We start from the raw sequence: 12,457 nt of genomic DNA on the forward strand, positions 1-12,457 counted from the left end.
GCATTCAGCGCACGGCGATCAGGGGCAGCCAGTGCTCAATCTCACTGGCCCGGGAGCCCGACAGCGCCACCGCCCCGGTGGCGTTGGCCTCCGCCAGGGACAACAGCCCGGCCGCCAGCAGCAGCCAGGTCCGTGGATCGGTCTCGACGACGTTGGGGGGTGTTCCGCGCGTGTGCCGGGGCCCGGCAACGCATTGCACCGCGACGAACGGCGGTATCCGGACCTCGACGCTGGCGCCGGGGGCAAGGCCGGCAAGGGTGCGCGCGGTGAGGCGAACCGCCTTCGCGATCACGTCCCGGCCGGGCTCGGGATGTGATGGGTCGCGCAGCCAGTCGGCGACCGCCAGCATGGCCTGCCGGGTTTGCGCCGCGCTGTCTCGGGCTGGCATACCGACCTATCCGAAGAGTCGCGGCAGCACTGCCTCGGACGTCGCGCGCAGTTCCGCCAGGGGCACGGTGAACAGGCCCTGCACCTCGATGGCGTCCGAACCCTCGTCGACGACGCCGATGCGGACCGCGGGCAATCCCCGCGCCTCGCACATCGAAGCGAACCTGCTTTCCTCGGTGCGCGGGACCGCGACCAACACTCGGCCCGCCGATTCGGAAAACAGCATCACGAACGGATCCGTGTCCTCGGGAAGCACGATGCGGCAACCGGTTTCACCCGCCAGGGCCGATTCCACCACCGCCTGCGCGAGGCCGCCCTCGGACAGATCGTGGGCCGCGGATACCAGTCCGTCCCGCGAAGCCGCGCTCAGCACGTCGGCCAGTAGCTTCTCGCGCTCCAGATCCACGACGGGCGGGCGCCCGCCCAGATGGTCCGCCGTCACCTGCGCCCATACCGAGCCGTCGAACTCGTCGTGGGTGTCGCCCAACAGCATCAGGGTCTCACCGGGTTCGGTGCCCAAACCGGTGGGGATACGCCGGGCGACGTCGTCGATGACGCCGAGCACCCCGACTACCGGCGTGGGCAGGATCGCCGTCGAGCCGGTTTGGTTGTAGAAACTGACGTTGCCACCGGTGACCGGAATCCCCAGCGCCACACAGCCATCCGCGAGGCCATGCACCGCCTGCTCGAACTGCCACATCACCCCGGGATCCTCGGGCGAGCCGAAGTTGAGGCAGTTGGTCACCGCGACCGGTGTGGCACCGGTGACGGCCACGTTGCGGTACGCCTCGGCCAGCGCGAGTTGAGCACCGGCATAGGGGTCGAGCAGGGTGTAGCGTCCCGACGCGTCGGTGGACAGCGCGATACCGCGGCCGGTGGACTCGTCGATGCGCAGCACGCCGCCGTCGGCGTGCTCGGCGAGCACGGTGTTGCCACGCACGTAGCGGTCGTACTGTTCGGTGATGAAGGCGCGGCTGCACAGATGCGGACTGCCAAGCAGCGCAAGCAAAGTCGCGCGCAACTCGTCGCCGGTGCTCGGCCGTGGTAGCCGAGACGAACTGTCGGCGTTGAGGGCGTCCTGCGTTTCGGGTCGGGCGACCGGGCGCCGGTAGATCGGGCCTTCGTGGGCCACCGTGCGGGGTGGCACGTCGACGACCGTCTCGCCGTGCCAGGTGATGCGCAGCCGGTCGCCGTCGGTGACCTCACCGATCACGGTGGCCAACACCTCCCATTTGCGGCAGACCGCCAGGAAGGCGTCCACGTTTTCCGGCGCGACCACCGCGCACATCCGCTCCTGGGATTCGCTGCACAGCACCTCGGCGGGCGTCATCTCCTTGGCACGCAGCGGCACGGTGTCCAGTTGGATCGCCATGCCGCCGTCGCCGGCCGACGCCAATTCCGAAGTGGCGCAGGCTAATCCGGCTCCACCCAAGTCTTGGATGCCGATTACCAGGCCGCCCGCGTAGAGCTCCAGGCAGCACTCGATGAGCACCTTCTCCATGAACGGATCGCCCACCTGGACCGAGGGCAGCTTCTTGCGGGAGTTCTCGGCGTCAAACGTGTCCGACGCCAGCACCGAGACCCCGCCGATGCCGTCCAGGCCGGTCCGCGCGCCGAACAAAATGATCTTGTTGCCGGTGCCCGAGGCGAACGCCAAATGCAGGTCCTCCTCGCGCAATACGCCGACACACAGCGCGTTGATCAACGGGTTGCCGGCATAGCACGCGTCGAACACGGTCTCGCCGCCGATGTTGGGCAGGCCCAGCGAGTTGCCGTAGCCGCCGATGCCGCGGACCACGCCGTCGACGACGCGACGGGTATCGGGGGCGTCGGCCGCGCCGAAACGCAGCTGATCCATCACCGCGACCGGCCGCGCGCCCATGGCCATGATGTCGCGGACAATGCCGCCCACACCGGTGGCCGCGCCCTGGTACGGCTCGACGTAGGACGGGTGGTTGTGCGATTCCACCTTGAACGTGACGGCCCAGCCGTCGCCGATGCCGACCACGCCCGCGTTCTCCCCGATGCCGGCCAGCATGCCGGCCCGCATCGCCTCGGTGGTGGTCTCACCGAAGTAGCGCAGGTGCACCTTGGAGGATTTGTAGGAGCAGTGCTCGCTCCACATCACCGAGTACATCGCCAGCTCGGTGTCGGTGGGCCGGCGTCCCAGGATGTCGCGAATCCGCTGGTACTCGTCGTCTTTGAGGCCCAGCTCGTGGAACGGCTGCGGCTGGTCGGGGCTGGCGGCGGCGTGCTCGACCGTGTCAATCACGGACACAGTCTAGGGAGTCCGGTCGGCAATAGCTCACTGGCGATCCGGGCCGACCTGACATGGCACTCCGTTGACGACATGGGTGTTGCTGGGCACGTCAATGAGATCGGTGGGGTTGAGCAGGTTGGAGTTGACCCCGGGATGGCGATTGGCCGTTCCGAGTTGGGTGCCGGAAAGGCCGTGCCCCCAGCCGTGCGGCAGGGACACCACCCCGGGCATCACCTCGTCGGTGACCTCGGCCGTGACGGTGACGGCGCCTTCCGACGTGCTGACCCGCGCAGCGCCGCCGGTGATCACGCCGACCCGGGCGGCATCGATCGGGTGGATGAGCAATGTGCACCGGTCCCGGCCGCGCATCAGCGTCGGCACGTTGTGCAGCCAAGAATTGTTGGACCGCAAGTGCCGGCGGCTGGTCAGCACCAACTCGGGGTTGGGGGCATCCAGCCGGGCACGCAGCCGGGGGATGTCGTCGGTGATATGGGCATGGATCAGTTCGACCTGGCCCGACGGTGTGGTGACCGCTTCGCCTAGCCGGCCACCTTCCAGCTCGGCTAACCGCAAGCCGTCGGGATGGCGACGAACCTCGGCCAGCGTCAATCCGCCCCGGCGCGCGCCGAACCGGTCACCCCATGGACCGACCCGGATCCCTAGGTCCGCCAACCGTTCTGGGCCTCGCCCGTCCAGCGCACCCATCACGATGTCGGCGTCAATCCCGGTCAGCGGGTTGTCGGGGAGTGCGGACATGGTGGCGATCATTCCCGCGACATAAAGGTCGTCGAGTGCGGCCACGTCAACCTCGGGCACCGGGGTGCCGAATAGCGCGCCCCCCAGCCGCAGCAGCAGTTCCCACTCCTGCGGTCGGCCGGCCTCGGGTTCGAAGACTGGGTCCGACCACTTCACGCACGACGCCACCGAGTACATCCAGTACAGGTCGTCGATGTGCGACCTTTCCAGCGGCGACAGGCCGGGCAGGATCACGTGCGCATGTCGGGTGGTCTCGTTGAGATAGCTGTCGATGGCGATCATTGCGTCGAGTTTCGGCAGGGCGGCACTCAGGCGAGCGGCGCCCGGTGCCGAGACCGCGGGGTTGCCCGCCACGGTGATCAATGCCCGTATTCGGCCGTCGCCGGGCGTATCGATTTCCTCGGCCAGGCAACCGACGGGGAATTGGCCCAACACTTCGGGGGCGTGACGCACCCTGCTGTGGAAACGCCCGAAGCGCCAACCGTCGCCGTCCTGATCGGGTGGTTTGGAAAGCATCGGGGTCCACACGGCCGGCTTGGGGAAGAGCGCGCCGCCCACCCGATCGAGCGCGCCCAGGGCGATGTTGATGACGAACACCAGCCAGGTGGCCAGCGTCCCGAATTCCTGTGTGCACGCACCGATTCGGCTGTAGAGCACCGGATTTTCGGCGTGGGCGAGCTGTTCGGCCAGGCGGCGAATCGTGGTCGGCGCGATCCCGGTGGCGGGGCCGACGCGTTCCGGGGTGAACGGGTCGGCCAGCGCCAAGGCTTCGTCGAGACCGACGACACGGCCCCGCAGGTGCTCGGGTCGCCGCACCCAGCCGTGTTCGTCGAGCGTGCGCAGGATCGCGAAGAGCAGCAATGCGTCGGTGCCGGGTTGGATCGGCACCCATTCGCTCGCGCGTGCGGCGGTCTGGGTGCGGCGGGGATCGATGACGACCACCCGTCCACGCTTGGCGATCGACGCCAACAGGCCCATGATGTCGGGCGCCGAGAGCATCGAGCCCTGCGAGACTGCGGGATTGGCGCCCAGCATCATCAGATGGTCGGTGCGCAGAAGGTCGGGGATGGGTGCGCTCCACATCGCGCCGAACAGCAGCGATCCCACCACGTTCAGGGGCCACTGGTCGACGGTGCCCGGAGAGTAGTAGGCCTGCATCCCGGCCGCCTGCGCGAACCCGATCAGCGCGCCGATGTGGGTGCCCAGGCCGTGGTTGTGCGCCACCGGATTGCCGACATACACCGTCAAGGCGCGGGCGCCGTCGCTGGCCAGCACCGGCCGCAGCACGCGTTCGGCCTCGGCCAGCGCGTCGTCCCACGACACCGCGACATGGCTGCCGTCGGGCCGGCGAACCAACGGCCGGCGCAACCGATCCGGGTCGTCGTGCAGGTGACCCAGCGAGACGCCCTTCGGGCACACGTGCCCCCGCGACCAGACATCCTCGCCGTTGCCCCGGATCGACTCGACGCGGCCATCGACGACCTGCAATCGCAGGCCGCACATCGCTTCACACAACGGACAGGTCACCTTGAGTTCGGGCATGTCTAGACGTGCCCGTCGAGAAAGCCGGTTAGCCCACTCGGCTGGTGCGGCCCGAGTGCGATCTGTTCGACGACACCCACCCCGTGCCGGTCGCCCATTTTCGCGGTGACGACGTTCTGGATGTGGATCGATCCGAAATCGAGGGGGTCGAAGTCGTCGAGTCGTATTGATTCACGGCCGGTTTCGAGCTGCCCGTGGTTGCTGCCGTGGAGCCAATGCGGATGCCAGTAGCCGATGCCGCGCATGCGGAAGGTGAACTTCTTGTCGACCTCGATGTGGGTCTCGCCCTCGATCGGGTCGTGGAACCACAGCCTGGCCCGGCGCATCTCGCGCCGTCCGGGCTCCCACTCGATCTCGTAACCGATGTCGTGGCACTCGCGCACCCCGGCCGTGCTGCACGCGGATGCCCCGTCGGGAATGGGATCGAGAACAAGCGCGGTCTCCAGCCACCGCCGGCCGTCTTCGTGTTCATGAAAAGCCAAGTGGGTGAAGCGGTCCCCGAAATGCAGCGGCGCCCACAGCCAGAAGACTTGAAAATCCATGGGCTGGCGAAGCACCGGGAGCTGTTCGCCGACGGGCCGGATTCCCCACGAGCGGTCGCGGGTGCCGCACACGTCGACGGGGTCGATGCGCAGCTCGTCGTCGTCGACGACGACGGTGCCTTCCCAGGTTCCCCACTGGGTGAGCCGGGTGTGATCGGTCAGCAGGATCCCTTCCGGGCTGCGGCGTTGTTGTCGGGGTTCTTCGATGGCGACGGTGGTGGCCCGAAAGGTGAGATCGCAAGCGATTCCGTGATCGTTGGGTTCGACGACGTAGCGGATGGTCCGCATGGGTTCGGTTACTTCGACGCGGACCGGCCCAATCGCCGTCGACCGGTCGAGGGGCATGGCTCCGGAGGCGAAGATGGAATGCTCGACCCCGTCGTTGACCAGACTGAAGGCAGCGTCGATGACGCCGCGGACCGGATAATGGCCCATCGCGGCACCGAAGTAGAAGGCGCCGTCGCGTTGGTGGCCGTTGAACCAATAGCGGTCGTAGTGGTTGGGGTCGCTGCTGGCCGGTGTGGCGACCGGATCGGCAGAGGCATGGATGGGGAAGTCGTCAAACGGGCTGAGCATCAACGCTCCTTCACATCGTCCAGCAGCGCCAAGGCGTCAAGATCGTCGATCGCCGACGCCGACCGCTCCGCCATCACCGTGAACATTCGGTCGCCGCGCTCCGTCCGTTGCCCGACGAACGCGCCGAGGACGGTGATGAACGGGCCCTGAAACAGGGCGTAGCGATAGTCGTCCCAACACCGCTCGGCGGCGTAGCCCGTCACACCCAACTCGACAAGCCGGCGATGGTAGGCGGCGACGATCGCGCGTTCGCCCCTGCGACGGTCGTCGGGCGAAAGGCCAGTGGCGAGCAGAAAGGCGACATCACGCAACGGCAGACCGACGGTGACCACCTGCCAATCCACCGCAATCACCGCATCGCTCGCCCCGGCGGGCGCGAACAACAGATTGTCGAGCCGGTAGTCGCTGTGCAGCAGCGAATATGGTTCGGGCCGCCCCGTCGCCCATGCCGCAAATCGATCGGCGAAGCACCGCAAGACCGACGCCGTGTTCGCGTCAACCGGGTACCGCTGCAGGAACTGGTCGGTGGCATTGCCGAGAAGTTCCCGGGTGAACTCCGGCATCGCCGTGAGGTCCGGGATGAGCCATTCGAGGCCGCGGATCGACGGGTCGTTCCACGTCGCCGCATGCAGACCGGCGACGTTCACTGCCGCGGCGATCGCCTCGTCGACGGTGCAGCCCGCGATCTGGTCACCGGGTTCGGCCGGGGCAAGGTCCTCCAGCAGCAGCGTGAACCCGTTCGTCGCGGCGTCGGCGGCCGTGAAGAAGCAGCGCGGAATCCGGGCGCTGATCCGATCGGCGAACTCGCGGTAAAAGCTTGTCTCACACCGATAGCCCAATGTTCCAGCGGCGCGGCTGTCCGGCTCTGTCGCCGGCAGTTTCACGATCAGCCGGGCCGGCCCCTCGCCGTCGGCGTAGTCGATGCACAGCCGGAAGCACGAGCCCATCTGGCCGGTCCCGACCCGTTCGGCTGTCACGCTCCCAACTGTCGCGCCGACGCCGGCCTCGCCGAGCGCGGCCGTCAACCACTCGGCATCGATCTGCTCGACGGTCTCGATGACCGTCGGCTCCTTCGGCAAGGCGCCCTCCTTGAATTGAGACTTCAGTATCACTAGTTTGGATTTGGCGAGTCAAGCCTCAAACCGGGCAGGGGTGGCTTTCGTGACGCTCGAAGCGACGGAGACAACCGACGGTCGCTCGCTGCGCCGGCAGCGAAATGCCGCCCAGCTCTACGACGCCGCCAGCGACCTGCTGGCGTCGCGTTCCTTCGACGACCTCAGTGTCGAGGAGATCTGCGCGCATGCCGACATCGGCCGGGCCACCTTCTTCCGGATCTTTGGAACCAAGGCGGGCCTACTGCGAGAGTTCAATCGCCGCTTGGCGCAGGATGCTGCGATCCGTATCGCCAACGCCGGAACCGCCGACATTGCAACGAAACTCGGCCACGTCCGGGCCGCGATCTACGATGCCTGGCGCGAGGCCGGACCCGGCCATATCCGGATGGCCGAGGAGTTCGTCCGGGCGGCACCATCGAACGAGCCCCACGCGGGGCATCCGGAGTTGCTGGGAATCATCGTCGACGCCGTGTCCACGGCAATCGAGTCGGGCGAACTCACCGACTCGGTGCCGGTTGAGCTGGCGGCATCGCTGGCGCTGATCCAACTGGTGGCACCGATGTCCTACGTGCTGAGCGGCGAGGATGTCGATGTCGACCAACTGGCACAGCTACTGCTCGTCCAATGGCTGCGCGGGATGGGAGTCAGGAAACGACGCGGCTGAAGGCGCCCGATTACTGACCGACCACGCAGAACACATTGCCCTCGGGGTCGGCCATTACCACCCAGCGGAAGCTGTCGCTGATCGTGCGCCCGCCCACCTCGGTGGCGCCGGCGGACTTCAGCCGCGCCACCTCGGCATCCAGATCCGCAACACTGAAATCCAAATGCACGCGGTTCTTTCCGGGGGTCGGATCGGGCACCTTCTGGAATCCCAGCCGGGGCCCCTCGGGTCGGGTCACCGCGATGAATTCGCCGGGGAGTAGCTCCTGGGCCGTCCCCCCGAACTGCTTGGCCCACCAGTCGGCCAGCTTCGCGGGGTCGTCGCAGTCGAACGTGACCATTTCAACTTTGAGCGTCATATCGACTGACTCTAAACGCCAACCCCGACATGCCCGTAGCGGTATGAACTGTCTTTGCGCGCGATAGGATCAGCTTCCGCAGTTCTTGCTCTCTGATGGAGGCGCGAAGTGGAATTCGTCATCGCGGCACCGGAATTCGTCGCGGCAGCGGCGACAGACCTTGCGAGCATCGGCTCCACCATCAGCGCCGCGAATGCGGCGGCGGCGGTCCCCACTTCGGGGGTGCTGGCCGCGGGCGGCGATGAGGTCTCGGCGGTCATCGCGGCGTTGTTTGGCCAACACGCTCGTGCCTATCAGGCATTGAGCACCCAGGCGGCGGCGTTTCATGCCCGGTTCGTCGAGACCCTGCATGCGGGCGCGGGCTCCTACGCCAGCACCGAGGCCGCCAACGCCTCGCCGATGCAGGCCATCGAGCAGAAGGCTCTCAACGCGGTCAATGAGCCCACCTTGGCGCTGCTGAACCGGCCCCTCATCGGCAATGGGGCCAATGGCCTGGCGGGGACCGGACAGAACGGCGGCGACGGCGGGCTGCTGTGGGGCAACGGCGGCAACGGCGGATCCGGCGCGGCTGGTCAAGCCGGCGGTAGCGGCGGAAAAGCCGGGCTCTTCGGACGTGGCGGGACCGGCGGGGCCGGGGGGTCTTTCGGAGCACCCGGCGGCAACGGCGGCCAGGGCGGGGTGATCTTCGGCACCGGCGGGACCGGCGGCGCCGGCGGGGCCAACGACTCCGGAATCGGCGGCACCGGCGGGACCGGCGGCAACGCCGGGCTCTTCGGCGCCGGCGGGACCGGCGGGACCGGCGGGACCGGCACCTCAACCGGCACGACCGGCGGCACCGGCGGGCTCGGCGGGCTTGGCGGCCTGATCGGTGCCGGGGGCGCCGGCGGAACCGGCGGAGACGGCTTCGGCGCATCCTTGGGCGGGACCGGCGGATTGGGCGGCACCAGCAGGCTGGTTGGCCACGGCGGCGCCGGCGGCGACGGTGGCACCAGCATTGCCGCTGGTGGTCTGGGTGGCACGGGCGGCGACGGCGGGCCCGCCGGCATATTGGTGGGCAACGGCGGGAACGGTGGCACGGGCGGCTTCGGCAGCAACTTCACCAACCAGGGCGGCGGCGGCGTCGGAGGAGCGCACGGCGTGCTGTTCGGCAGGAACGGCAGAAGCGGCGTCTAAATCCTGTTGCCTCGCAACGCAATTCGCTGCTCAGGCGATTTGAGCCAGCGCTTTCGCACTTTCCAGGTCGGTGTAGGCGAACGAATACCGTTGCGCCAGTGCGACGGAGACCTCCGTGCGTTGCCATTCGCCGGCGCTGGCGGTCACCAGCCAGATGGCCAGCCCGTGGGCGACCGACGCGCGGTAGCGCAACCAGATCTCGTCCGTGCTGGGCAGTTCGTCGGCCGGCAGCCCCAGCGAGTCTCGGTATTCCGTAAGGAGGTCGCGCTCGCTGCGGCGCCGATCCTCGACGGTCAGGGCACCTTGCAGGAAATAGCCCAGATCCAGTGACCAGTTGCCCCGCCGGGCGACCTGCCAGTCCAGGAACCCCACCTCGCCGCTGGGCAGCAGGTAGGTGTTGCCCAGATGCGGGTCGCCGTGCAACAGCGTCTGCGGCGACGTGGTCAACGTGGCGACGTACGGCTTCCAGATCGAGTCGATCAGCCTGTCGATGGTTAACGACAGCACTTCCGCTGGCGCGTCGTCGCCCAGGCGGTCCAGCGCGGCGGGCAGCGGCGCCGCCTCCATACCCCGCCACGGCAGGAACGGCTCGAGCCATCCCAAGGCGGGTTCACGCAGCACGCGGTCGCCCCAGTATCGGCCGTGCATCCGGGCCAGGCCACGCACGCCGGTGGCGACCTGTTCGACGGTGAACGGTCGGGAGCCATCGCGAGGGTCGGCTCCCCGCGCCCTGAGGTCCTCCATGACCATGACGAAGTCGTAGTCGGCCTCGTCGATCAGCGCGGCGTGGATGGCGGGGTGCTCGAGCGGCAACCGCACCCCGCAGGTGAATAGGCGCGGCTCGTGGAACATGCCGCTGGTCAGGCGGATCATCGCCTTGTGCGCGGGGTCGGCGGCCTTGACGAAGACGGTGGCAGGCCCGTCCCCCGCTTGGTAGGTCAGACCCAGCCGGGCGCGACGGTTGGTGCCGTCGTCGCGAAGTTCGACATTCACCGTGTCGACCTGGACCCCGGGGAAGTCCGCGGCCAACGCGGCCGACATCCATGCGGGCGTGATCTCCTCCCAGGTCTTGGGAACCGACAACGAGGGAGCGCTCACCGATGGGTCCTCTCTTAGAAACGACACGTATCGTTTCCTAAATGGTCACGACGAACGTAGCCCAACCGACCGGCCCGCCGCCAGTCCCCGCTGAACTCGATGCCCGGGTCGGCCGGCCGCGTGACAGTCGGCTGCACCGCACGATCCTGGACGCCACCCGGGAGCTGCTGACGACCCGCAGCTATGCCGAACTTTCGATGGAAAGCGTCGCGGCGCGCGCGCAAGTGGGAAAGAAGACGCTCTACCGGCGGTGGTCATCGAAGGCGCCGCTGGTCGCCGAGGCGGTGCTGGACGCCTACGGCGGGTCGGGGTCGTTTCCCGTCGCCGACACCGGAGACATCCGCGCAGACCTGCGGACGTGGCTCGACGAACACGCCGAATTTTTGGCCGACCCGCCCAATGCCGCTTTGGTGCGGGCCCTCGTCGCCGCGGCGGCCGCTCGCCCGGGCGATGGCGAGGATCTGTATCGCCAGCTGAGCGCTCCGCAGCTCGCGGGTTTGACGACGCGGCTCCGCAACGCCGTCGAGGCCGGGGAGCTGCGCCCCGATACCGACACCGAGGCCGTCGCCACCGCGATCGTCGGGACCATGCTCTTGCATGCGCTCGCGCAGCCGGGTGGCGGCATGGGCCGACAGTTCGACGGTCTGCTCGACGCGATCCTCAACGGCGTGTCGAGCAGCGACTGTTAGTCGGGAGACAAGAAGGCTCGCATCGCCGCCGAGTACCTGGGCACGTCGTGGGCGCCCATCAGCTCGCGCGCGGAGTGCATCGCAAGCTGGGGCGCGCCGACGTCGACGGTGGGGATGCCGGTGCGCGCCGCGGCCAGCGGCCCGATCGTCGTACCGCACGGCAGGTCGGCCCGGTGCTCATAGCGCTGCAATCCGACCCCGGCCTGGCGGCAGGCCAACTCGAACGCCGCCGCCGTGCGTCCGTCGGTGGCGTAACGCAGATTGGGGTGCACCTTGAGCACCGGACCGGCGTTGACCTCGATCAGGTGGCCGGGCTCGTGGCGATCCGGGTAGTTGGGGTGGGTGGCGTGCGCCATGTCGGCGGAAGCCAGCAGCGAGACGGGCAGCCGGCGCAGGTAGTCCTCCCGCCCGCCACCGCCGCTGAGCACGATGCGCTCCAGCACGCTGGTCAGCAGGTTGGACTGCGCGCCGTGGTCGGACGTCGAGCCGACCTCCTCGTGGTCGAAGAGGGCCAGCACCGGCAGGTAGCCGCGCGGCTGGGCGGTCAGCAACGCCTCCATGCCCGCATAGCAACTGGCCAGGTTGTCCAGCCGGGGAGCGCTCAGCAGGCTGGAGTCGGCGCCGACCACCGTCGACGGGGTCAGGTCGTGCGTCATGAGATCGGCCGCCAGCACGTCGCCGGCGGCCACCCCGGCCCGCTCGGCGACATACGCGATAAACGAAGCCGCGTCGCCGGATCCCCAGACCGCGTTGACGTGTCGCTGCGGATCCAAGGTGAGCGACTTGCGATCCTCGGCCAGATGGATGGCCAGCTGCGGCACCCGCAGAATCGGATCGTCGATCCGGACCAGCCGGTGGGTGAGCCCGGAGCCGTCACGTATCGACAACCGCCCGCTGATACCCAGATCGCGGTCCAGCCAGGAGTTGAGCCACACTCCCCCGTACGGCTCCAGCGCCACCAGGCGCCAACCCGCGACCAGCCGGTCAGGGTGCTGCTTGACCCGAAAATTGGGGCTGTCGGTGTGCGCTCCGACGATCCGGAATGCGTCCGAAGGACCGTCGCTGTTCCAGGCGACCAAGGAGCCGGCGCGAACGGTGAAGTAGCGGCCCGGTAGGTCCGGCCAGCGGACGGCTTCATCGAGCTCGGTGTACCCGGCGTCGATCAGGCGTGCGGCGACCGTGGTGCAGGCGTGAAACGGCGACGGTGAAGCGTCGATGAATTCGCAGAGGCCCGCAGCATCGGCCGACATGTCCAACATCATGGCATTGGGCCTGAATGTCCGCGCCACGCTAGGGT

General features: G+C 68.3%; 10 protein-coding genes and 1 pseudogene. 3 read left to right on the forward strand and 8 right to left on the reverse strand.

The annotated features are described in order from the left end of the window. Positions 1–4: 4 nt before the first annotated feature. From G6N66_RS23470 to G6N66_RS23490, 5 genes are read right to left on the reverse strand one after another with little or no spacing between them, the layout of a single operon-like run. Positions 5–388 (reverse strand): sterol carrier family protein, encoded by a 384-nt coding sequence (locus tag G6N66_RS23470; RefSeq protein WP_085234689.1) that lies wholly within the window; start codon positions 386–388, stop codon positions 5–7. Positions 389–394: 6 nt separating this feature from the next. Next, on the reverse strand, positions 395–2,659 hold the full coding sequence (gene purL / locus G6N66_RS23475; RefSeq protein ID WP_085234852.1) for a phosphoribosylformylglycinamidine synthase subunit PurL: 2,265 nt from the start codon (positions 2,657–2,659) through the stop codon (positions 395–397). Between the two features lie 33 nt (positions 2,660–2,692). Further along, the gene (locus G6N66_RS23480) at positions 2,693–4,945 is read right to left on the reverse strand and encodes a molybdopterin-dependent oxidoreductase (protein ID WP_085234690.1); all 2,253 of its coding nucleotides are present in this window, start codon (positions 4,943–4,945) and stop codon (positions 2,693–2,695) included. A 2-nt stretch (positions 4,946–4,947) separates the two neighbouring features. Next, on the reverse strand, positions 4,948–6,063 hold the full coding sequence (locus G6N66_RS23485) for a hypothetical protein (protein WP_085234691.1): 1,116 nt from the start codon (positions 6,061–6,063) through the stop codon (positions 4,948–4,950). Next, positions 6,063–7,142 carry a phosphotransferase gene (locus G6N66_RS23490; protein WP_139825365.1) on the reverse strand — a complete coding sequence of 360 codons (1,080 nt, stop codon included), beginning with the start codon at positions 7,140–7,142 and terminating at the stop codon, positions 6,063–6,065. Before G6N66_RS23490 ends, G6N66_RS23485 begins: the two co-directional genes overlap by 1 nt. A gap of 82 nt (positions 7,143–7,224) precedes the next feature. On the opposite strand from G6N66_RS23490, the gene G6N66_RS23495 reads away from it, so the two are divergent. After that, positions 7,225–7,842, forward strand: a complete 618-nt coding sequence (locus tag G6N66_RS23495; RefSeq protein ID WP_163645908.1) for a TetR/AcrR family transcriptional regulator — start codon at positions 7,225–7,227, stop codon at positions 7,840–7,842. 10 nt (positions 7,843–7,852) lie between these two features. Here the strand turns inward: G6N66_RS23495 and G6N66_RS23500 are convergent, their stop codons facing one another. Next, positions 7,853–8,200 (reverse strand): VOC family protein, encoded by a 348-nt coding sequence (locus G6N66_RS23500; RefSeq protein ID WP_085234694.1) that lies wholly within the window; start codon positions 8,198–8,200, stop codon positions 7,853–7,855. A 108-nt stretch (positions 8,201–8,308) separates the two neighbouring features. Between G6N66_RS23500 and G6N66_RS23505 the strand changes: the two are divergent. Continuing rightward, positions 8,309–9,367, forward strand: a pseudogene (locus G6N66_RS23505) (PE family protein); the annotation flags it as partial. 36 nt (positions 9,368–9,403) lie between these two features. Here G6N66_RS23505 and G6N66_RS23510 read toward each other — a convergent pair. Next, a complete protein-coding gene (locus G6N66_RS23510) occupies positions 9,404–10,471 on the reverse strand; it encodes a phosphotransferase (protein ID WP_085234696.1) in 1,068 nt (355 codons plus the stop codon). A gap of 41 nt (positions 10,472–10,512) precedes the next feature. Here G6N66_RS23510 and G6N66_RS23515 point away from each other — a divergent pair, with 41 nt between their 5' ends. Beyond that, positions 10,513–11,160 carry a TetR/AcrR family transcriptional regulator gene (locus G6N66_RS23515; protein ID WP_085234697.1) on the forward strand — a complete coding sequence of 216 codons (648 nt, stop codon included), beginning with the start codon at positions 10,513–10,515 and terminating at the stop codon, positions 11,158–11,160. Here G6N66_RS23515 and G6N66_RS23520 read toward each other — a convergent pair. Then, a complete protein-coding gene (locus tag G6N66_RS23520) occupies positions 11,157–12,410 on the reverse strand; it encodes a M18 family aminopeptidase (RefSeq protein WP_163645909.1) in 1,254 nt (417 codons plus the stop codon). The genes G6N66_RS23515 and G6N66_RS23520 overlap by 4 nt on opposite strands. Positions 12,411–12,457 lie beyond the last annotated feature (47 nt).

The sequence above is a fragment of the Mycobacterium conspicuum genome, assembly GCF_010730195.1.
GTDB lineage: Bacteria > Actinomycetota > Actinomycetes > Mycobacteriales > Mycobacteriaceae > Mycobacterium > Mycobacterium conspicuum.

Bases quoted from the DNA above. Each gene is read 5' to 3' on its own strand.
- G6N66_RS23515 (WP_085234697.1), top strand. From the start codon at position 10,513: ATGGTCACGACGAACGTAGCCCAACCGACCGGCCCGCCGCCAGTCCCC.
- G6N66_RS23500 (WP_085234694.1), bottom strand. From the start codon at position 8,200: ATGACGCTCAAAGTTGAAATGGTCACGTTCGACTGCGACGACCCCGCG.
- G6N66_RS23485 (WP_085234691.1), bottom strand. From the start codon at position 6,063: ATGCTCAGCCCGTTTGACGACTTCCCCATCCATGCCTCTGCCGATCCG.
- G6N66_RS23470 (WP_085234689.1), bottom strand. From the start codon at position 388: ATGCCAGCCCGAGACAGCGCGGCGCAAACCCGGCAGGCCATGCTGGCG.
- G6N66_RS23480 (WP_085234690.1), bottom strand. From the start codon at position 4,945: ATGCCCGAACTCAAGGTGACCTGTCCGTTGTGTGAAGCGATGTGCGGC.
- G6N66_RS23520 (WP_163645909.1), bottom strand. From the start codon at position 12,410: ATGTCGGCCGATGCTGCGGGCCTCTGCGAATTCATCGACGCTTCACCG.